The organism is Parapedobacter soli, assembly GCF_025460835.1.
In the GTDB taxonomy this organism is placed as follows: Bacteria; Bacteroidota; Bacteroidia; order Sphingobacteriales; family Sphingobacteriaceae; genus Parapedobacter; species Parapedobacter soli.
The window spans coordinates 23,288-45,557 of record NZ_JAMXAY010000034.1 but is presented as its reverse complement, the minus strand read 5'-3'; the positions used below and the strand labels follow the sequence as shown (position 1 = coordinate 45,557).

Here is a 22,270-nt window from a genome sequence, read left to right as displayed (position 1 = left end):
ATCGTAGAGCCAGTTATCAAATGAAGCCATTATCTTTACTCCTTGATTACGATAGCAAAATAGACCCCTGATGAACAATCTTCCCGTTATTGATATTACCGTCATCATCATCTACCTACTGGCCATGCTATTAGTGGGTGTATGGTTTTCGCGGAAAAACAAAAGTTCAGAACAATTCACAAAAGCCTCCGGCATGATACCCGGTTGGGCGGTAGGTATCTCGTTGTATGCCACCTTCCTCAGCAGCAATACCTTTCTCGGGGTACCCGGAAAGGCGTTTGGAACTAACTGGAATGCGTTGGTATTCAGCCTTTCCATGCCGCTTGCCGCGTGGGCGGCGGTGAAGTACTTCGTTCCGTTTTACCGTACCTCAGGCGATGTTTCTGCTTATACGCATTTGGAACACCGGTTTGGTGCATGGGCCCGCACCTATGCTGTGGTTTGCTTTTTGCTGACCCAGTTGGCGCGCATGGGATCCATCTTTTTCGGGATCGCGCTAAGCTTGCAGGCACTCACCGGATATGACATGACAACCATTATGGTCGTCACCGGTTTCTGTATCGTTATCTATACGGTGATGGGCGGTATTGAAGCCGTTATCTGGACCGAGGTGGTACAGGGTATCCTGCTGACCTTCGGCGGTCTGTTGATTTTGTATTTGGTGGTGATGAACGTGGATGGGGGTGTTTCCAGTATCATAGACGTTGGGATGGCCGACCACAAATTCAGTTTAGGTAGTTTTGATATGGATTTTGTCGGTTCGTCGTTTTGGGTGATTCTGCTATACGGCTTTTTTATCAACCTCAATAACTTCGGTATGGACCAGAATTACGTGCAACGGTACCACACCGCTACCTCTGCTAAGGAAGCAGCGAGGTCTGTATGGCTATGTGTAAAGTTATATATCCCCATTTCTTTATTGTTTTTTATTATCGGAACCGCGCTTTATGCATACTATGCGCAAAATCCCGACCTGACCGAGACCATCCGGCTGCAAGCTGCTGCTGAACGGTTGCCCGGAAGTGCCACGGAAAGCGAAATCAGCACCCTTGCCGCGACGTTGCAAGCCGAAGACTATGCCGATAAGGTGATGCCCCATTTTATGGTAAACATGGTGCCCGTCGGTTTACTGGGCTTGGTCATATCCGCAATTATGGCAGCGGCAATGAGCACCATCAGTTCCGGGATGAATGCATCGGCCACCGTATTCACCGAAGATATCTATAAACGCTATTTTAACCGTAAGAGTACCAATAAGCAAGCGTTGCGGATGTTATTCATCGCTACGGGGGTATTTGGAGTACTTGGCATCGTTACTGGGATAAGCATGATCGGGGTAAAGAGCATCCTTGATGTCTGGTGGGAATTGTCGGGCATATTTGCCGGCGGCATGCTTGGCCTGTTTTTATTGGGCCTTATCAGCAAGAAGGCTAACAATAACGATGCGGCCGTTGCGGTGATTGTGGGTGTTTTGGTAATCCTATGGATGACGTTCTCGTATTTGATACCCGAGCAATACAGTTACCTACGGTATCCGCTGCATGCGAATATGATCATCGTGGTGGGTACGTTGGTGATTTCGCTGGTGGGCTCGGGGATGGCCCGGTTGGGATGTACACGTAAATCGGAAAGGAAGACATGAAAAGCGAGCGCAATGACATGTATTCTGTGCCTGCATCCATGTCGTTTATCTCCAAAGACACGTAGTTCCGGCATAAATACATGTAATGCAGGGTAAACAACATTGCTTTTTTTGATAACTACCATGTCATCGTGTCTAAAGACACGTAATCCGTGGCTTTATACATGTTGTTGCAAACAGATTACATGTAAATGGAGATAAACTACATGTAGTTAGCGGCAAACAACATGTAGTTAAGAGAAAACTACATGTAGTTTGGAACTCATCAGTGATGGGTTTTTTGCGTAAATAACTATAATTTAGCATGTTAACAAAATTGGAGACATCGGTTTATGTTGCCATAGCGGTAGCGAGGTGTAATTTCAGGCCAGAATTCCGACTCGTCCGTCGGAAAATTGGCCCAAAGTGGCATCGGTTTGCCGTACGCGTGCCGGTACGATTTGCAAATAAAACGATTATTGGAATCCTTCCAAATTTCTTAAAAATTTTTTATCGGGTATCGGATGAATTGACCGTCGGCTTAACGTTTTGCATAAACGCGGAGGGGCTCATGCCGAATTGCTTCTGGAAATCCCGGGAGAAGTTACTTGGCGTCGTATAACCCATCTGATGCGCCACCTCGTTGACCTTATAGTCTCCCGTTGCCAACAGTTCGGCCGCTTTCTTCAATTTGGATAGGTTGATCAACTCGTTTGGTGTCAGGTCGGATAATCCCTTGATTTTCCGGTACAGCGTAGGCTTACTCATGTTCATCAGCGCCGCGAGTTTGTCGACGTCAAAGGCTTCTTCAACCATGTGAGCGTCAATTACCTCATTGAGACTTTTCAGAAAGGTCTGATCGGCTTTTGATGTCGAAATGGACCGGAGATGGCCCAGCGGTGAGCTCGAGAAATGTTCTTTGATGATACGCCTGTTGGCCAATAGGTTTTCGATCTGGGCGACCAGATGCTGCATGGAGAATGGTTTGGATAGGTAGGCATCAGCCCCCACTTCAAGCCCTTCTATTTTGGTGTTCAAGGTGTCCTGGGCAGTCAACAGGATGATGGGGATATGGCTGAACCGCAGATCGTTTTTTACGGTTTTGGACAAAGTAATCCCATCCATTACGGGCATCATGATATCGGTAACGATTAGGTGGACCTCGTGCTGGGCCAATAAGTTCAGTGCCTCCTGCCCGTGTGAAGCCTTCAGTACTTTATAGTTGCCGGCGAGTTCACGTTGCAGGTAGTGGATAATATCCCAGTTGTCTTCCACGATCAGGAGCGAAGGCCGCTGGTCATTGCGTTTCACATCATCAGCTAAATCACCGGATTCCTCGTTCGTTACCGGTGCAAAATCCTGGAGTGTTCGGATATCTTCTTCCAAGTTGGTCGGTAGTGACAAAACAAATAATGCACCCGGATCTGTTTGGCGGTCAAGCACCAAATTGCCCTGATGCAACTCGGCCAGGAAGCGGGCGAGCGATAAACCGATGCCCGTTCCGGTTTCTTTCGAGCGGTTTGGAACACGGAAGAAGGGTTCGAAAATTTTTTCGTGATATAACGCAGGTATTGGTGGCCCATCGTTGTAGCATTCGATTCGTAGCAAGCTTTCTGTCTCCTTCACGGATAATAGGTTTACCGTTACGGTTGAGGCAGCGTACTTCAGCGCATTACCGATTAGGTTATTCAGGATTTTTTTCACCGCCTCCCTATCCAACGCGATGGTAATGGCGGTTGCCGGAAGGAGCAACTGGTAATCAAGGCCTCTTTTTTCGGCAAATGGTATGAAAGATTGATATATCTCGGTTACCAGCTCATTGACATTGGCTTTGACCAAGTTGAGGTTGAGCTTATTGGCCTCCGCTTTCCTGAAGTCCAGCAGTTCATTGGTGAGGCTGATTAGCGTATTGGTGTTTCGCTCAATGAGGGTGAGCTGCTCCTGGTCATCCTCATGGCGGTGGGAAGTGGCCAACAGTTTGTCCAACGGCATCTTGATCAACGTCAAGGGGGTTCTTATTTCATGTGCTACGTTGGTGAAAAATTCGATTTTCGCATGGTAAAGTTCGCGTTCTTTATTGCTGTTCACTTGTTCCAGTTTACGCTTGTTTTTTTCGTTGAGTGCTAGGAAATAGTAGCGGAGTACGACGGCTACAATGCCACCAACGACAACCAGGTACAGGAAGTACGCCCATCCCGAAAGCCAAAAGGGTGGTGTGACGGTAATATGGAGTATCCGCTCGTGGTCGCCCCACAGGCCTTCATGGTTGGCCCCCCGTAGGTGAAACGTGTACTGGCCGGGAGAAAGCCTGCTGTAATTGATCGGATGCCCTTGCTGGGCCGTTACCCATTCCTTATCAATGCCATCCATTTTATATTGATACCTGTTCATGGAGGGAATCACATAACTGATTACCGCCGCATCAATACTGATGTTGGTACTATTGAACGGCAGCGTCAGCGCATCCGTGTAGGTCATGGCCTTTTTCAACGGGCTCTCGGGATCACGCAAGCCGACCGTACGGTGATCGATCTGCAAACCCGTAATATAGATCTGCGGAATATGCTGGGATTTGCTGAAATCCCGTGGCCGGAAACTGACCAGTCCCTTCAACGTTCCGAAATAAAGCGTGCCATTAGTATCTTTGAATGAGGAATTGTAGTTGAACTGTTCGGTAGGCAATCCGTGGTCGATATGGAACCGCTCGTACGCATCTTGTGATGCATCATAGCGGCACAGCCCCTTGCCTGTAGACACCCAGTAACTACCCGTGTCATCTTCGAGGACACGGAAGACCTGGTTGTCGGGCAAGCCATCCGCCACGGTATAGTGTTGGAAACTTTCGGTAATCGGGTCGAAGCGGGTGAGCCCACCTTCCGTACAAAACCAAAGCTGCCCGTGCCGGTCGCCATACACATGGTTTACGTAGTTGTTTACCAGTATGCCATGATGATTAATTTGATGCTGAAAATGTCCCTCCTTGCCCGTCTGCGTATTTTGGTAAAATACCCCCGAGCCATAGGTGCCCACCCACAGTGTACCTGCCCCATCTTCATGAATACTTTGGATATGCCCATCGAAGAACGGTAGCGGAGAGAAGGTGTCCGTTACGGGTAGGTACTTGAAAAGCCCATTCCAGGTACCTACGAGGATGTCCCCATTACTACGCCTATAAAGGGTGATGATGAAGTCACTGGTGAACGACTTTCCGTCAAAAGCAGCCCGGTAATGCCGGATTACCTTTCCCGTCCGCACGTCCAGCACGTCAATCCCATGCTCATAAGTGCCTACCCACAGCTCATCACCATCCGCCAGCAGTCCATGGATGTTGTGATAGGTAAGGTGGCCTGGCGAAGACGCAGGAAGGAAAGCGGTGATCTCGCCGGTTGCTGGATTCAGGCGGTTTAATCCGGCATCTTCCGTGCCTATCCAAAGATTTCCATACCGGTCTTTCGTGATTTCATGGACAATTTCACCGCTTAGGCTCGGCTGGCCCGGTTCGGGAAAATACTTCCGGAACCGGTTGTAGTGGGGCGAGAAATAATTGACACCGCCAAAATAAGTGCCAAGCCATATACCGCCCTCCATATCTTTGCATATCGCCGACACAATGTTATTGCTGAGCGAATAGGGATTTGTGGGTTGCCTGCTAATGAGTTCGCCAGTTTGCAAAGCGGCATCGTAACGTAGTAATCCTGACTCGGAGCCAATCCAATAGATCCGTTCGTTCTCCTTGAAAATGGTGTGTACATGGATATTAAGCGGGTTTGGACCTGTTAGTGCGCTTACTACGGTTGATGCGCGGATATCCATGTACAGCAGTTCATTCATCGTTCCCACGAGCAATGCTGTATCTCCCAATGCGCAGAGGGCTTTGATGGAAGATGTAGGCTTCCCATAAAGTGCCTGGATGGGATATTCGATAAAGCGTTGTTCTTTTTCATCAAACCGTTTGACGATTCCTTTGCTGGTAGCCAACCAAATCGAACCGGTTTCCGAAGCATGTAAGCTAATCGTTTGATCGCCCGAAAAATGGTGCTGCGTCACCTTTCCCGTTGCTGGATCGTATTGATACAGGTTCAGGTTGCTGACAATCCAGCTATTGCCCTGTTGGTCCCCATGGATGTAACGGATTTCCCCAGCCGGGATTTCAGGAAATAGCTGGAAAGTTTCGTATTGCGGGTCAAAGCGGTAGATACCCTGATAGGTGCCTACCCAAAGCTGGCCTTGGGAATCTTCGTGTAAACTGAAGATCGAGTTGCTTCCGATGCTGGTACTATCTTTCGGGTCGTGCTTGAATGTGTGGAACCGCTGCCCATCGAAGCGGTTCAGTCCGTTCCGGCTCCCAAACCACATAAACCCCATCCGGTCCTGGTATACAGAGGTGATGGTATTGCTGGATAGTCCATCGGTAACCTGGTAATTTCTGAAATCCAGAGGAGCCTGACCATAGCATGTAGCTGCAATCAAAATGAATAGAACCAAAAACAGCTGCTTGAGCATCGGCTTGTATCATTATACGGTTAGCGTATTTGGGTAAAAATAGGAGTATTAGCGCTATCATCCAATGTATTTGCGCAAATTGATACGTTTTGAATGCAAATTGATAACGTGAGATAGGTGAGTTTCGTGATAGACGTTGCATTGCTCCTTGTTTTTTATTATTTTTGAGCTTTGGGTAAAGAAAGAAGGTAAACATGAATGTGAAATCAAAAAAGCGGGATTCGGCGGCAGGTTTCAAAATCCATAAATCATATTCGCCGGCAGAAATCCTTGCTGCGGGAGGCACTACTGCTTTCGGAAAGAAAATGGGACAAAGCAATGAAAAAATCATTGCGGCGCTCGAAAAAAGCCCGGAGATTGACCCATTTACTGAAAAGGAGTGGCAACAAACGCTGAAATTGTTACGGGATAGCAAATAAGGACCCCTTAAAAGCGACTATTTTTTAATTTGCATCAACCTTTATCGACATGAACCTATTGTTTGATACGAACATCATACTTACCTTAGTTCGTTCGAAAGATTATAAAGGGATGATGGACTACCTAAACCCGGAAAACCGTTTGATTTACGTTTCCATTGTGTCTGAAGCCGAAATCAAATCAATTGCCCTTCGTAGCAACTGGAGCGATAAAAGGCGAAAAAAATTGGACTTATTTTTAGACCAGGTTTTTATCGTCGATATCAGCCATGAGTACGTAATCTGCGCTGGCTTCATTCTTGGGTCTCAAACTGGTCACAACTGATGCTGATTTTGATCATTTGAATGACGCGTTTATTGAAGTAAATAAAATCAGGCTTGATGACTTGTTGCAGTTTTTGCGATGATTAGACGAAACCTCTGCCGCTAACCAGGCTTTGGCCCTAAACCGGATCTTTCCCTTACCGGGTATTCACAAATGAAAATTTTATTCTCGTTATCTGCATTTACCAAAATTGATACGTTTTGAATGCAAATTGATAACATCAGATAGGTGAATTCAGGCGGATAGTCGTTATTTCGTACCGTTAAACAATTATAATCAAATCACCAGGGGATGGTTCCTTTGGTAATTATTATTCCTATATGTTATGGTAAACTTAGACGGTGATAAAAATGATTGGCTTAGTATGCGCCACTTCCTAATGCGGCTTGCCCGAAAAGCGGGTGTCGGTCTGATTTATTTCAGCGTGCTGGCGGTACACTTGGCATTTGGCCAGGACCGCACTACCGTGCAGGGTACGGTCAGCTCGTCCGATGGGGCACCGCTGGCAGGGGTAACGGTGAAGGAGGTGGGGACTTCCAACGCCGTAAGCACGGATAGCAACGGCACCTTTAGCCTAGCGACCGCCGGCACCCGGCCGTTTCTGGAATTCTCCATGGTGGGGTTTGATCCCATCGAACTCGTGGCACTGCCACAGATGCAGGTTATGCTGTATATGAAACAGGACGTGCTGGATGAGGTGGTGGTGGTCGGTTACGGTACCCAACGCAAAGGCGATGTGACCGGATCCATCGCTTCCGTAAGCGGCGAGGATATCCGTTCGCTCCCCGTTCCGGATGCCGGGCAGGCACTGCAGGGACGGGCAGCAGGGGTCCAAGTGGTGTCGCCGGGGGCACCGGGGAGCAACGTGACGCTACGGATACGTGGTATGGGCACCATCAACAACGCTGATCCGTTGCTGGTTATCGATGGGATACCCACAGATGTGCCCTTAAACACGCTGAACCCAAATGATATTGCTTCCATGGAAGTGCTCAAGGACGCGTCGGCAGCCGCGATATACGGTTCGCGGGGCGCGAATGGTGTCGTATTGATCACGACCCGCAGGGGTGTGGCCGGCCGGGCGAAACTCGAACTGAACGCCTACAGCGGTATACAACGTGCCACGGGCATGGTGGAACTGCTCAGTGCTGCCCAATTCGCGGCCATGCACAACGAAATGATGGCCAATAACGGGCAGGGCCAGAATCCGGCATTTGCCGACCCTTCGGCACTTGGTGCCGGCACGGACTGGCTCGGCGAGCTATTCGCCACTGCACCCATGCAGCACTACGGCCTCTCTTATGCCGGTGGGACAGACGAGTCCAATTATTACGTATCGGGTACGGTTATGGACCAGCAGGGCATTGTCATCCACACCGGTTACCGCAGGTATACGGCCCAGCTGAACATGGAGTCCAAGGCGCTGCCGTGGTTGAAAATCGGAAATAACCTTACGTTCAACCACGATGTCAAACAGAGTGGCTCCTACGATATCCGAAATGCCATGGCGGCGCTGCCTACACAGCCCATCTTCAATGCGGACGGCAGCTACGCCGGCCCGGTGGGGCAACCCTCGTGGGTTGGCGATGTGGCTAATCCCATCGGCAAGGCTACCTTGAATAGCAATACCACCAAAGGCTACAATATACTGGCGAATGTGTATGCGGAGGTAAAGATTATAGACGGCTTCACCTTCCGCACCACGGGCGGTGCACAGGCTATGTTTTGGGATAGCCGCAACTGGGCGCCGAAGTATGATTGGCAGCCCATACCCCAGCCTAATTCTTACCTCTCCCAGCAATACAATAAAAACCTGACCTGGTTGTGGGATAACTATTTTACCTTCGAGCGTACCATCGCCGATGACCACCGCCTCACGGTACTGGCCGGCAGCAGCGCCCAGAACAACCGGTATGATTACATAAACGGTGCGATACAGGAATTTGCGAGCGAAAATACGAGCCAGCTAAACAATGGTACTTCCCAGCCTACCGTAGGCGGGAGCGGCAATGAGTGGGCGTTGCTCTCCTTCATGGCAAGAGCCAATTACAGCTTCAAAGACCGTTACCTGGTTACCGCTACCCTACGCCAGGACGGCTCATCGCGGTTTGGGCCAGATAACCGGTGGGGTACATTTCCCTCGGCATCGGTGGCCTGGCGGCTTTCTGAAGAGGATTTTATGAAAAATGCCCCTACAGCGGTCAGCGATCTGAAGCTCCGTGTAGGCTATGGCGTCACCGGAAACCAGAACATCGGAAACTATCCCTTTGCTTCCGTACTGCAAACGGTGCAGTATGCCTTCAACGGACAGCCGGTATCGGCCATCGTTCCCCAGCGCATCCCGAACCCGGTTATCCATTGGGAAGAAGTGGCTCAGACAAACGTGGGCGTAGACCTGGGCTTGTTCGACAACCGGATTACGATGACCCTGGATGCGTACATCAAAAATACGAATGGCATGCTCGTACCTATGGCGGTACCGATATCAACCGGATATTCGGACATCGTAGTGCCCGAAATCAATGCGGGTAAAATCCAGAACAAGGGTGTCGAATTGGCCGTCCAGTCGCAGAACTTTACGGGTGAATTCCAATGGAATACCATGCTCAACTTTTCCCTCAACCGCAATAAGGTGTTGAGCCTCAATTCCGACGTGCCGATGTATACGGGCAGCATCGGCCTCAACCAAAACCTCGCCATCCATCACGAAGGTTATCCAGCCAATGCATTTTATGGGTTCGTGACCAATGGGGTTTTCCAAACGGAAGCGGAGGTTAGCGAATATGCCGTGCAGGTGCCGGGGGATGACACCTTTAACCGGACATCGCCGGGCGACATCCGGTTCCTCGACCTGGATAACAATGGGATCATCGATGACAACGACCGGACATTTATCGGCAACCCCAACCCGTCGTTCATCTGGGCAATGAATAATTCGCTTTCTTACAAGGGCTTTGATGCCACGGTGTTCCTGCAAGGGGTGGTGGGTAATGACATCTTCAATGCCAACCGGATTTACCAGGAGGGCATGGCGGTGGCCCAAAACCAGACCACGGCCGTGCTGGATAGGTGGAACGGAGAAGGCAGCAGTACGGTCATGCCGCGGGCGGTGTTCAATGACCCCAATAAAAACACCCGTGTTTCCGACCGGTTTCTGGAAGATGGGTCTTACCTGCGTGTAAAGAATGTCACGCTGGGCTATACCCTCCCCAACGCGCTGAGCCATAAAGCGCGGATATCAGCTGTGCGGCTCTATGTATCGGCACATAACTTATGGACCATCACCACGTATTCCGGCTTCGATCCGGAGGTGCCGGCAAACGGCATCGACCTGAATGTGTATCCGGTTATGCGGACATTGAGTGCTGGTATAAACCTTTCATTTTAATTGTTATGAAATCATCAACGTTAATGATCATAAGATATGCGGCCGTAGCCCTGTTCGTGGTTGCTGCCTCGGGTTGCGAAAAATTCCTCGATAAAGAGCCGTTCGATTCGGTAAATTCGTCCAATTTCTGGAAGACACAGGCGGATGCGGAATCGGCGATAAACGGTGCTTACCAGCCCCTGCAATGGCCGAAGCTGTACAACATGCGGATGTGGACCACCGATATATGGGCCGGCAACAGCATCGTTGGTGCGGGCGGCGGAACGGATGGTATCGAAACGCAGGACATCGCCAACTTTGTAACCACCACAGACAATGCAGCGGCATTGGACATCTGGCGCGGGCCAGCACCGGGTATCTTACGGTGTAACCTGGTACTTCAAAACGTACCGGGCATGGAGCACATCGATGGCGCGGTGAAAGACCGGATACTTGGCGAAGCGCGGACGCTTCGTGCACTCTATTATTTCCTGCTGGTGCAATTCTTTGGCGACGTACCCTTGCTGACCATACCCCAGACCCCTGTAGATGACCTGCGGCCGTTGCGCACACCAAAAGCCGAGGTCTATGACCAGATCCTTGAAGACCTGACGCTTGCTGTCGATTTGCTGCCCCAGCGCGAAACCTACGGCGGAGGCGATATCGGGCGGGTATCAAAGGGCACGGCAGCGGGATTGCTGGCAAAGGTATACCTGACTATCGGCAATTATGAGAAGGCGTTGGAATACTGCCAGCTGGTTGGCACGTTGGGCTATTCCCTCAATGCCAACTATGCTGATAACTTCAATCCGCTTTCCAAAAACTCGGCTGAATCCCTGTTTGAAGTGCAGTACCTCGGCAAGACTAACCATGGTTTCTGGAACGATGAAAACCAGGCCTCATGGGTGAGCACGTTTACCGGGCCCCGCAACTCGGATATGGTGGCCGGTGGATACGGCTGGAACCAGCCCACGGCGGAGTTTGTCAGTGCGTATGAAACGGGGGACAACCGTAAAGATCAGACCATCCTCTACGAGGGCGGTCCGGATTTCGACGGCATGGCCTACCAAAGCAGCTATTCACAGACGGGATATAACGTTCGGAAGTTTTTGGTGTCCAAATCGATATCACCCGATTACGATACCAATCCGGCCAATTTCCCGGTACTGCGTTATGCAGACGTGTTGCTGATGCAAGCAGAAGCACTCAACGAATTGAACCGCAGCGATGAAGCACAGGCGCCTGCCACGGATATCGCTACCGGCGGTCCGTTGAACCGCGTACGGCGGCGTGCCGGGCTCCCCAATGTATCGGGGTTGGATAAAGCGCAGCTGCGGGAGCGGATTCTGCACGAGCGGCGCATGGAGTTGGCCTTTGAGGGGCACCGTTGGTTTGACCTCATCCGGATTGACCAAGGGCAATATGGCTTGGCGTTTTTCCAAGGTATCGGCCGGACAAACGCCACGGCCAAGCATCTGCTGTTGCCTATCCCGCTTCGGGAAATCGAGGCAAATCCGAACCTGACCCAAAATACGGGCTATTGATGGCATCATTAAATGAATCGATCATGAAAAGAATTTCATCCTTTATACCCAACATAGTTATGTTGTTCGTGCTGGCAGCGTGTATGCTGTCATGCCAGAAGACAGACATGCGCGAACTGAACAAAGAAACGGGGCCGTTGGCACTTAGCGCCTCCGCCGAACAGTTGATGCTTGACCAGCGAAAGGCGTTTGAAACGGCACTGGAACTAACCTGGACCACCGGCTCGAACCAAGGCACCAATTCGGCACTGGAGTATACGCTATCGGTGGCCCGCAAAAGCAACCCTTCGGCCAATCCGGTGGTAGAGCCGCTGGGAAAAGCCGTGTTAGCCCGGAGTTATACGACCGGTGAACTGAATGCCTTGCTGATCGGCCAATTGCAGGGTGCACCGGGCGAAGAAATCGAACTTGTCGCAAAAGTTATTGCCGAGGTGACGATGGATGGTACCCGGGATTCGGCGGTTTTCGAGCTTCGTGCCACGCCTTACGAACCGGTGAGCGAAACGTTATACCTCGTCGGTGATGCGGCGCCTAATGGCTGGAGTGCCGATGCCGCTACACCGCTGGTAGCCAGCAACGAGACGCCTGGTTTATTCACCTGGCAGGGCACGCTGACGGCTGGCGAATTTAAACTCCTCACCACGCTGGGCCAGTTTTCCCCGTCATACAACCGTGGAGCATCTGCGGAAATGCTGGTACTGCGTACGGCCGATGACCAGCCGGACGATAAGTTCGTTATTGAAAGCACAGGCAATTATATCGTAACGGTCGATTTGCTAGAACTGACGATCACCATTGCGCCGGGCAGTGAACCGCTGTATGACCAGTTGTGGCTATTGGGCGATGCCGTGCCGACGGGTTGGGATATCCAGGCGCCCACCCCCATGCGGGTGGATTCGTCCAACCTTTTCGTATTCAATTACTACGGCATGATGAATGCCGGTGAGTTTAAAATCCCTACGGCAACGGGCGACTTCAATACCGATTATTTTATGCCATTGGAAAACCATCAGGACATCAGCCTGGATGGCATGCAGCTCGTGCCGGGCGGGAATCCGGATTATAAATGGAAGATTGACCAAGCCGGACCTTATAAGGTGACGCTGGATATGGAGCAGCTGACCATTGCCATCCGGCCATTCGTACCTTACACCGAGATCTGGATGGTGGGCGATGCATCCCCAGTGGGCTGGAATATAGACAACCCGCACCCGATGACGCCAGATCCGACCGACCCGTATGTGTTTACTTACGAAGGGCCGATGAACGCAGGCGAATTTAAATTTCCATTGGCCACGGGCAATTGGGGAGCAGATTTCTTCATGCCCGAAGTGAACGGTGCGGGTCCGGGTAGCACACGGATGAAATTTGTGCCGAAGGGCGAACCGGATTTCAAATGGAAAATCGAACGGGCAGGCACTTACCGGATCGTCATCAACCAATTGCTTGAAACAATAAGCATCGAACGGCGATGAACAAATATATCCTGTGGAGCATGCTGGTGGTGGGGTGGATGGCCTGCAAGAAAGGGTCGTCCACCAACGATCCCATTACGGTGGGCGACGGCTACCGCGTGATGCTGTATACCGACAAAGCCCGCTACGCGCCGGGGGAGACCGTGCAACTTGCTGCGGACAGGATGCCGGATGAAGCAATGACTGTACGGTACAGCCACTTGGGGGAAGTCCTTAACGAGCATCCACTGGCCAGTAAAGATTGGTCATGGGTACCGCCGTCGGCCGATTACCAAGGCTACTTGGTCGAACTGTATTCGGCAGTAGCGGGGGAAGGCGAAGAGGTCCACGCCAGTATCGGCGTGGACGTTTCGTCCGACTGGAGCAGGTTCCCGAGATACGGGTTCCTGTCCCATTTCGGGGACCTGCCTGCGGAATCAATGGCAGCCGTGATGGAAAACCTCAACCGGCACCACATCAACGGCATCCAATTTTACGACTGGCACTACAAGCACCACAAGCCGCTTGCAGGCACGCCGGATGCGCCGTTGCACAGCTGGCAGGACATCATCGGACGGGAAAACCGCCTCCAGACCGTGAAAGGGTATATCCAGCTGGCCAAGTCGTACAACATGGTCACGATGTCCTACAACCTGGGGTTCGGGGCGCTGGCCGATGCCGCTTCATCGGGAGTAAGCGACACGTGGTACCTTTACAGGGACAACCAACGGACGGAAAAAGACCGGCATGAACTGCCCAAGCCGCCTTTCGTGAGCGATATCTACCTGCTGAACCCAGCGAATACCGAATGGCAGCGATACCTTTCGGAGCAGATGGGGGAGGTGTACGAGGTATTTGATTTTGACGGTTTCCACGTGGACCAACTGGGCGACCGCGGCATGCTGTACGATGGCAGCGGCATGCCCGTATCGTTGGCCGGTACGTATCCCCCCCTGCTGGCCAGCCTGAAAGCAGCCGCTCCGGGGAAAAGGCTGGTGATGAACGCCGTGAACCAGTATGGGCAGCAGGGCATAGCCGGATCACCGGTGGACATGCTTTATACCGAGGTGTGGGGGCCCAACGAATCCTACAATCACCTCGTGGATATCATCCGTATGAACGACGGCTACGGGAACCATCGGCTGCCGACAGTGCTTGCCGCCTATATGAACTACGACAAAGCTGGGTCTCCCGGCCAATTCAATACCCCGGCGGTACTGCTTACCAATGCGGTCATCTTTTCGAGCGGCGGCGCCCACATCGAACTCGGCGAACACATGCTGGGTAAGGAGTATTTTCCCAACAACAACCTGCAAATGCCGGAGTCGCTGAAAAAGGCGATGCTGACTTACTACGATTTCATGGTGGCCTATCAAAACATCCTGCGCGGCGCGGCAGCGCCCTATCGCCCCGATGTGGAGGAAATGGGAGGCACGGGAACGCTGAGCATCGGCAGCATCGAGCAGGGCAAGGTGGCGGTAAGCGGCATGAATTGGGGTACAAGGCACGTGCTGCACTTCCTCAATTTCACGCAAGCCACGCATCTCCATTGGCGTGATGCCAACGGCACGCAGGCCACGCCAACGGAACTGCAAGGCCGTACGTACCGCCTCGATACGGCCCGGCCGGTCAAGCGGGTGTGGATGGCTTCACCGGACCGTGCGTTCGGCAAAGCCGAGCCGCTGTCCTTTGATACCACCCCGACCGGAATATCCTTCCGGATGCCGGAATTGCTTTATTGGAATATGGTCATACTGGAATTTAACGATTGATGCGTATACTATTGAAATACATACGGAAACAAGGATGGGTAACGGCTGTCATGGCGGCTTGTGTGGCCTGTACGGCTACTAACCACGGCAACAAGCTCATTTATAAAGGAAAGCATTATACGCTTACGGACGTTGCGGTGACTCAGAACGGCTTTACCGCACGGGCGCTTGGACCGGATGAAATTGTTTCGGATTACCATAGCCCCGAAAATCCTTTCCACACTGCCGAAATTACCTTCAAATTTGCCATCAATGGTGAGGACAATGAACTGCCCTCGGGCATGGACCACCGCTTGGTCGTCCGTCCCACGGATGGCAGTTACATCAGTCCGCTGCTGGTGTTCGGCATGCACCACGTGGACAGCAGCGATGCCAGCGGGTTATACCTGCCGCCTGACAGCGGCATCAAGCTCCGGGTAGACCTGCGGCACATCCACCGCGCATGGGATACCGCGGGCTACTGGATCAACTTTGCCGGGGACACGCTGCGGAAAGCCGACTTTTCGGGATTGTACGTGGCGGGAAGCGCAAAGCCGCTGACGTGGGATTTTGCATCGTTGCGTATGCACGATGACCTGCGGCTCCAGGATGAAGACGGTGACGGCATCCATGAAGTGACGTTGCAGATGAACCGTATATTCGATAAGCCGGAAGCACCGGCACGGTGGAAGCTCCGGGCCGATTTGTCGGCCTTCCCGCGGTACCATTCGGATTACCTGATGCCAGTGGCCCTGTACAACCTCGCCCTTGAAGAGCTGCTGCATGCCATCGAGCCGGACAGTACCTTCCGTACCGGGAAAGAGTGGGCAGGCGTGTGGACGCGCGACATCAGCTACAGCATCTTGCTTTCCCTGGCATCCCTGCAACCGCAGGTGGCCAAATACAGCTTGCTGCGGAAAGTAAAGGACGGGAAGATCGTGCAGGATACGGGTACGGGCGGCTCCTATCCCGTGTCCACCGACCGGATTGTATGGGCATTGGCAGCTTGGGAGGTTTACCTCCATACGGGCGACGGGGAATGGATGGCCGATTGCTATGAAATCATTGCCAATACATTGGCGGATGACGAAAAGAACGCTTTCAATGAAGCAACCGGGCTATTCCGGGGCGAATCTTCGTTTCTGGACTGGCGCGAGCAGACCTATCCCCGCTGGATGGAACCGGCGGATATCTACGGTTCGGAATGCCTGGGAACCAATGCCGTGTTTTTCAGGGCGTATGAAATCATGGCAGCGATGGCCGGTATGCTCGGCAGGAAAGGGGAACAGGTACATTACCACCGGATGGCCCAGCGCGTCAGGGACGGCATCAATGCCCAGCTTTGGATGGCGGAAAAAGGCTATTACGCACAATATCGGTACGGCCGCACCTATCCGCTCCTTTCGCCGAGGGCGGAAGCGCTCGGAAACGCGCTGGCCGTCCTGTTTGGCATCGCAGACGATGTCCGCAGCAAACAGGCGGTGCGCGGAATGCCGGTGACCGAATACGGCATCCCCTGCATCTATCCGCAGATACCGGGGATACCGCCGTATCACAACAACGGGATATGGCCGTTTGTGCAGGCCTTCTGGTCATTGGCCGCCGCCCGTGCCGGGAACGGCGATGCCCTGGTGCAAAGCATGGCCTCCGTCTACCGTCCCGCAGCACTCTTCCTCACCAACAAGGAAAATTTCGTGGCATCCACGGGCGATTTCGTGGGTACGCAGATTAATTCGGACAACATGCTGTGGAGCCTTGCAGGCAACATCGGCACCGTACACAAGGCGGTATTCGGCATGGAAAACACCCCGGAAGGGCTGTGGCTGCGCCCCTTCGTGCCGGAGCCGCTGGCGGGCAGTCATCGGTTGGAAAACTATGCCTACCGGGAGGCGGTGCTGGACATTTCCCTTGAAGGCAGTGGCAACCGCATTGCTTCCATGACGATGAACGGCGAGCCGATGGCGGAGGCGTTTATCCCGGCAGGAACAAAAGGTCCGTGCCGGATACATATCGTGCTGGAAAACGGAGGTAGGGGAGATGGCGGGTTCCATTTGATGGACCATGCTTTTTCGCCCGAAACACCGGAAACGGCGGTTGAAAAGGGGAAATTGATATGGAATCCGGTACCCGGTGCGGCAACTTATACGGTGTACCGCAATGGCGCAAAATGGCTGGAGACCACCGACACGGAGGTCAGCCTTACCGAAGAACAGGCCGGTGAATACAGTGTGGTGGCCATCGATGCCCAAGGGCTGGAATCCTTCGGTAGCGAACCGATAGCTGTATACAACGAACAGGGAACCAGTTGGGTGACGTTCGATGAACCTATCCGCACCACGCCGGGCGGCAGACCTATTGCCGGTGAACTCGTCGTGCCATCGAAAGGCCGTTACGCCATCACCGTGCGCTACGCCAATGGCAACGGCTCGATAAAGACGGATAGCAAATGCGCCACCCGTACGCTGAAAGTGAACGGCAAATGGACGGGGACATTGGTATTCCCGCAGCGGGGGAGCGGAAATTGGGCGGATTACGGATTTTCCAATACCTTGGTGGTCGATTTGGAACCGGGAAGGCAGCAATGGTCGATTGCCTTCGAACCGCAGAACAAGAACATGGATGGACAGGTGGACGAAGCGCTCGTAGCCGGCATCCGCATACAGAAAATCAATGATTAGCAAGTATAGCGTAATGAAGAAACTGATAAGTGATAATAGGCGATGGACGATTGGGATGGCCCTGCTGTTGATGACCGGTGTTTTACGCACTTACGGCCAGCAGACCGGAAGCCTGGGCGACTGCCAGGGCTATGACGTGGACGGAAACCGCGTGGTTTTCAGTGTAGGCGAACAGGGTAAGGTGCTGGTACAGGTGCTGCATGCGGAGGTGCTGAAGATATGGATTGCCCCGGACGGGAAATTCGAGCGGAACAACCCTTCCTTTGCCGTGGTCAACGAAGACCTGGGCTTTCAAGGGGAAGTAAACGTGCACGATGCCGGGCAGCAGTATGAAATCTTTACCGACCGCCTGCGCATCCGGGTGCAGAAATCGCCCTTTGGCCTACAGGTGTTCGACAAGTTCCAGAAATTGCTTTTCGGGGATTACCAGCAGCGTGGGTTTGTGGAGGAAGGCGAACGGGTAGCTGCTTACAAAGTGCTGCGTGCCGATGAACAGTTTTTCGGGCTGGGCGAGAAAGCCGGACCGGTGGACAGGCGCGGCCGGGCGTATAAGATGTGGAACAGCGACAAACCGTGCTACGGCGTGGACGAGGATCCATTGTACAAAAGCATCCCCTTTTTCATGAGCAGCTACCGCTACGGGGTGTTTTTCGATAATACGTACAAAACCGAATTCAAATTCGGGACGGAATCGCCGGATTATTTTTCGTTTGAGGCACCCGACGGGGAAATGCTGTACTACTTCCTATGGGGGCAGGACTATAAGCAGCTAATTGGTCATTACACGGCGCTGACGGGCAAACCCATCATGCCGCCGAAATGGGCATTCGGGTTTTCGCAGTGCCGCGGCGACTATACGTTTGAACACCTGGCCCGTGACGTGGCCGATGAGTTCCGGAACCGGCAAATCCCCTGCGATATCATTTACCAGGATATCGGCTGGGTGGAACACCTGCAGGATTTCAACTGGAACCCGGAGCGCTACGACAATCCGGCGACGATGGTGAGCGATCTGGCAGGTATGGGCTATAAAATGATCCTGTCGCAAGATCCGATCATCTCGCAAAGCAATGTAAGACAGTGGCAGGAAGCGGATTCATTGGGATACTTCGCAGCAGACATCCGTACAGGAAAAACCTATGACATGCCATGGCCCTGGGGTGGCAATTGCGGCGTGGTTGATTTTACCAACCCTGCAGTTGCAGATTGGTGGGGCGCGTATCAGCAAAAGCCATTAGCTATCGGCGTACGCGGGTTTTGGACCGACATGGGCGAACCTGCCTGGAGCAACGAGGAGGAGACCGACCGGCTGTTTATGAAACACCATGCGGGGATGCATGACGAAATCCATAACGTATACGGCCAAACGTGGGATCGTGTGGTCACCGAGCAGTTCAATAAGCGTAACCCCGGCAAGCGGGTGTTTCAGATGACCCGGTCGGCCTATGCCGGCATGCAGCGTTATACGTTTGGCTGGTCGGGCGACGCGGGGAATGGCAATAACGTGCTGGACGGATGGGCCCATTTGGCTAACCAGATTCCTGTGGGCGTATCAGCGGGGATGGGATTAATCCCGTTTTGGTCGTGCGATATTTCAGGCTATTGCGGGGATATTACCGATCCCCTGGTGATGTCGCAGCTTTACATCCGCTGGATGCAGTTCGGCGTGTTTAATCCATTGAGCCGCGCCCACCACGAAGGCAGCAACGTGTCGGAGCCCTGGGCATTCGGCGAGGAAGCCGAACGGCTTTCCCGCGAAGCCATCGAACTGAAATACCGCTTGTTTCCGTACAACTACACCTATGCGAGAAAAGCTCACGATACGGGTGTGCCGATGATGCGCGCCACCCTACTGGAATACCCCAACGATCGGGAAGCCACCAAAGCTGACGGCCAGTTTTTCATGGGTGAGGAGCTACTGGTCGCGCCAGTGGTTGAAAAAGACGCGGTGACGAAGGATGTGTACCTGCCCGAAGGCGAATGGGTGGATTACAACGACAAGCAGACGGTGCATAAAGGTGGCCAATGGATCACCGTTGATGCCCCGCTGCATGTTATCCCACTGTTTGCCAAAAAAGGATCCATCATCCCCACCATGCCCGTGATGCAGTACATCCATGAGGTGCCGGTTTACCCCATTACCTGGGATGTTTTCCCGGCACGGGTGAATCAGGAAGCCACATTCGAGCTCTATGAAGATGACGGAGAGACTACGGATTACCTCGAAGATGTGTATGCCAAGACCGAAATCAGTTGCCGGACCGAGCGCGATGGGTATTTGTTGCAGATCGGAAAGCGGGAACAACAAGGCTATCGTATCACCGGGGAGCGGAACTTCCTGTTTCGGATCCATTTATCGGAAAAGCCGAAGACGGTACTTTTGAGCAGCAAGAAAATAAAGCAGGTAAAGGCAGCGAAGGTTAATAGCAATTTGGCCAGCGCGACCGACGCTGTGCAATGGGCTTGGGATGAAGCCGCCAAAGCCATCCTAATCTGTCTGCCCGACACTGGAGAGGAACGGATGGTTTCGATTCGATAGTGCAAGGCCGGTACAATAGGAATATTACCTTGTTCATGTTTTCAAGGGAATGGCTGACTAAAAATTAGTCATCCAAACTTAGAAAAAGTTACTTTAATATGTAGCTATAAGCGCGTGGAATAAAAACCATTATGCCTTAAAAATATCGTAGAGGCGGGTGCAGCGAATTGGAACGGTTTTTGGGTAGGTTTAATCCGGTTTCACCAAGATTATAAGCTGGTATTATGGTTTTATTCAATCGAAGTATTTGGTTAACTACGCTATTAGGGTTGTTTAGTGTTGCGGTAATAGCCCAAGAAAGGAAAGTGGATTTCTATGAACCCGGTAAACGGGCCACGTCGTTTTATGTTGAGCTAGGTGGGCCGGGTTTTATATCAGCGAATTACGATTTCCGGTTCGGTGAAACACGTAACGGGATCGGCGCGCGCTTTGGTATCGGGTATTTCTCAATGGACGACGAATCTTACCTAACCGTTCCGGTACAGCTCAACTATCTATTGGGCAAGGACGGGAATTATTTCGAAATGGGTATCGGGGCCTCATATGTGCGCTATGCGTACGATGACTATTCTTGGTTGGGTGGCGAAACAGAACAAGTGAAACATGTAACGGAAAACCAGGTGATGGGTTCTCTCATTTTCGGTTATCGCCGGCAGCCACGGGACGGAGGGTTCACATTCAGGGCTGGACTTTCGCCGATCTTAATTGACGGCAATTTCATTCCCTACCTACCTTATATGTCGTTTGGCTATTCCTTTTAGAGTGGACGACCTTTATTCCCAGCCATGGTGGTTTGGGCGTACTCATATTTTAAAGAGTCTGTTGAGCGATATATGAAAAGAAGAAATTTTATTGGAAGTGTAGTTGGGGGAATGGCCGTGGCCGCATCGTCGCGGATGGCATTTGGTTATGGTAAAGACCAACCTGTTTACGGACACGGCGGACTATTTTATCGCCAAGTACCTAGATGGGGCGTATTGGATGCAGGTCGGTTTCCAGTGAATGATTGCCACGAGATGGTACAAGACCACCGGGGTAACATTTTATTGTTGACCAATGAAACCCGTAACAATGTGGTAGTATACGATACGGACGGACGACTGGTGACCGTTTGGGGCACGGAATACCCCGGTGCACATGGATTGACCATCGCTGGGGAGGGGAGTGACCAGTTTTTGCTCATTACAGACACCGCAAGACACCAAGTCTACAAAACCACATTGGAAGGCCGTGTACTCATGACAATCGATTACCCTGTTGAAACCGGATTATATCAGTCGGCCGAAGGGTTCGTCCCCACGGAGACCGCGGTCGCACCCAATGGGGATATCTATGTGGCCGATGGATATGGCCAACAATATATCCTGCATTATGATGCCAACGGCAAGCTGAAGCGTTGGTTCGGTGGCAGGGGAGAAGGCGACCGCTTTCTGGACAATGCGCATGGCGTATGTATCGACGGACGGATCGGTGAGCCAACACTCTTGGTGACCGACCGTACCCGCAACTGCTTCAAGCGCTTCAGTATGGAGGGAGAGCTGCTTGGAATTATCGATCTACCCGGCGCATGTGTCTGTCGGCCCGTCATACATGGCAACCGGATTTATGCGGCGGTACTCCGGTCGCCGGATATGGGTCATGTGAATTCCGGGTTTGTGACCATACTGGATGAGACGGGTCGGGTCATTTCCAATATTGGCGGTTCCGAGCCCCATTACATCGACGGCAAACTCCAACCCATGCGTCAGGAAGTGCCGTTATTCGTGCATCCGCATGATGTATGTGTGGACCGGGATGAGAATTTATATGTAGCACAGTGGGCATCAGGGAAAGTATATCCGTATAAATTTGAACGGGTGGCAGGGAAGTAAGAATCCCTATTCCTATCAACCTTTTGCCAGACCGCATTCTTTGTCAGGCCGGATTCCGCTTTTATAGTTGTCTAAACCCAGTTGGCTATCGATCTACGAGTTCTACAGCTTTCCCACTCACTTCGCTAACATCCTATAATACTCCGCCAATTTGGTATAAAGGCTGGATGCTTTAATGGAATACCTTTGAGTGTATCA

The 22,270-nt window shown here is 52.2% G+C and carries 11 protein-coding genes; 10 read left to right on the top strand and 1 reads right to left on the bottom strand.

All coding sequences use genetic code 11. The annotated features are described in order from the left end of the window. Positions 1-70 precede the first annotated feature (70 nt). Positions 71-1,642 carry a sodium:solute symporter gene (locus tag NGM62_RS14500; protein WP_262248973.1) on the top strand — a complete coding sequence of 524 codons (1,572 nt, stop codon included), beginning with the start codon at positions 71-73 and terminating at the stop codon, positions 1,640-1,642. Between the two features lie 489 nt (positions 1,643-2,131). Here NGM62_RS14500 and NGM62_RS14495 read toward each other — a convergent pair whose 3' ends face one another. Continuing rightward, positions 2,132-6,124 carry a hybrid sensor histidine kinase/response regulator transcription factor gene (locus NGM62_RS14495; protein WP_262248972.1) on the bottom strand — a complete coding sequence of 1,331 codons (3,993 nt, stop codon included), beginning with the start codon at positions 6,122-6,124 and terminating at the stop codon, positions 2,132-2,134. Positions 6,125-6,318: 194 nt separating this feature from the next. Here NGM62_RS14495 and NGM62_RS14490 point away from each other — a divergent pair, with 194 nt between their 5' ends. The 9 genes from NGM62_RS14490 to NGM62_RS14450 all read left to right on the top strand — a co-directional run bounded on the left by NGM62_RS14490 (position 6,319) and on the right by NGM62_RS14450 (position 22,072). After that, the gene (locus NGM62_RS14490; protein ID WP_262248971.1) at positions 6,319-6,543 is read left to right on the top strand and encodes a hypothetical protein; all 225 of its coding nucleotides are present in this window, start codon (positions 6,319-6,321) and stop codon (positions 6,541-6,543) included. Between the two features lie 650 nt (positions 6,544-7,193). Beyond that, positions 7,194-10,256: a SusC/RagA family TonB-linked outer membrane protein gene (locus tag NGM62_RS14485; RefSeq protein ID WP_262248970.1), complete on the top strand. Its 3,063-nt coding sequence runs from the start codon at positions 7,194-7,196 to the stop codon at positions 10,254-10,256. Positions 10,257-10,279: 23 nt separating this feature from the next. Then, positions 10,280-11,779 carry a RagB/SusD family nutrient uptake outer membrane protein gene (locus NGM62_RS14480; RefSeq protein WP_262248969.1) on the top strand — a complete coding sequence of 500 codons (1,500 nt, stop codon included), beginning with the start codon at positions 10,280-10,282 and terminating at the stop codon, positions 11,777-11,779. A 23-nt stretch (positions 11,780-11,802) separates the two neighbouring features. Continuing rightward, positions 11,803-13,254: a SusF/SusE family outer membrane protein gene (locus tag NGM62_RS14475; protein ID WP_262248968.1), complete on the top strand. Its 1,452-nt coding sequence runs from the start codon at positions 11,803-11,805 to the stop codon at positions 13,252-13,254. Next, positions 13,251-15,005 (top strand): glycoside hydrolase family 66 protein, encoded by a 1,755-nt coding sequence (locus NGM62_RS14470; protein WP_262248967.1) that lies wholly within the window; start codon positions 13,251-13,253, stop codon positions 15,003-15,005. The genes NGM62_RS14475 and NGM62_RS14470 overlap by 4 nt, the downstream gene beginning before the upstream one ends. After that, entirely contained in the window at positions 15,005-17,662 is a 2,658-nt protein-coding gene (locus NGM62_RS14465; RefSeq protein ID WP_262248966.1) for an alpha-L-rhamnosidase-related protein, read from the top strand. Before NGM62_RS14470 ends, NGM62_RS14465 begins: the two co-directional genes overlap by 1 nt. 13 nt (positions 17,663-17,675) lie before the next feature. After that, complete coding sequence (locus NGM62_RS14460) at positions 17,676-20,201, top strand: glycoside hydrolase family 31 protein (protein WP_262248965.1); 2,526 nt, start codon at positions 17,676-17,678, stop codon at positions 20,199-20,201. Positions 20,202-20,425: 224 nt separating this feature from the next. Next, a complete protein-coding gene (locus NGM62_RS14455) occupies positions 20,426-20,962 on the top strand; it encodes a hypothetical protein (protein ID WP_262248964.1) in 537 nt (178 codons plus the stop codon). A 72-nt stretch (positions 20,963-21,034) separates the two neighbouring features. Beyond that, complete coding sequence (locus tag NGM62_RS14450) at positions 21,035-22,072, top strand: hypothetical protein (protein ID WP_262248963.1); 1,038 nt, start codon at positions 21,035-21,037, stop codon at positions 22,070-22,072. Positions 22,073-22,270 lie beyond the last annotated feature (198 nt).

Bases quoted from the DNA above. Each gene is read 5' to 3' on its own strand.
- NGM62_RS14490 (WP_262248971.1), top strand. From the start codon at position 6,319: ATGAATGTGAAATCAAAAAAGCGGGATTCGGCGGCAGGTTTCAAAATC.
- NGM62_RS14465 (WP_262248966.1), top strand. From the start codon at position 15,005: ATGCGTATACTATTGAAATACATACGGAAACAAGGATGGGTAACGGCT.
- NGM62_RS14485 (WP_262248970.1), top strand. From the start codon at position 7,194: ATGGTAAACTTAGACGGTGATAAAAATGATTGGCTTAGTATGCGCCAC.
- NGM62_RS14455 (WP_262248964.1), top strand. From the start codon at position 20,426: ATGGTTTTATTCAATCGAAGTATTTGGTTAACTACGCTATTAGGGTTG.
- NGM62_RS14470 (WP_262248967.1), top strand. From the start codon at position 13,251: ATGAACAAATATATCCTGTGGAGCATGCTGGTGGTGGGGTGGATGGCC.
- NGM62_RS14480 (WP_262248969.1), top strand. From the start codon at position 10,280: ATGATCATAAGATATGCGGCCGTAGCCCTGTTCGTGGTTGCTGCCTCG.
- NGM62_RS14475 (WP_262248968.1), top strand. From the start codon at position 11,803: ATGAAAAGAATTTCATCCTTTATACCCAACATAGTTATGTTGTTCGTG.
- NGM62_RS14495 (WP_262248972.1), bottom strand. From the start codon at position 6,124: ATGCTCAAGCAGCTGTTTTTGGTTCTATTCATTTTGATTGCAGCTACA.
- NGM62_RS14500 (WP_262248973.1), top strand. From the start codon at position 71: ATGAACAATCTTCCCGTTATTGATATTACCGTCATCATCATCTACCTA.
- NGM62_RS14460 (WP_262248965.1), top strand. From the start codon at position 17,676: ATGAAGAAACTGATAAGTGATAATAGGCGATGGACGATTGGGATGGCC.
- NGM62_RS14450 (WP_262248963.1), top strand. From the start codon at position 21,035: ATGAAAAGAAGAAATTTTATTGGAAGTGTAGTTGGGGGAATGGCCGTG.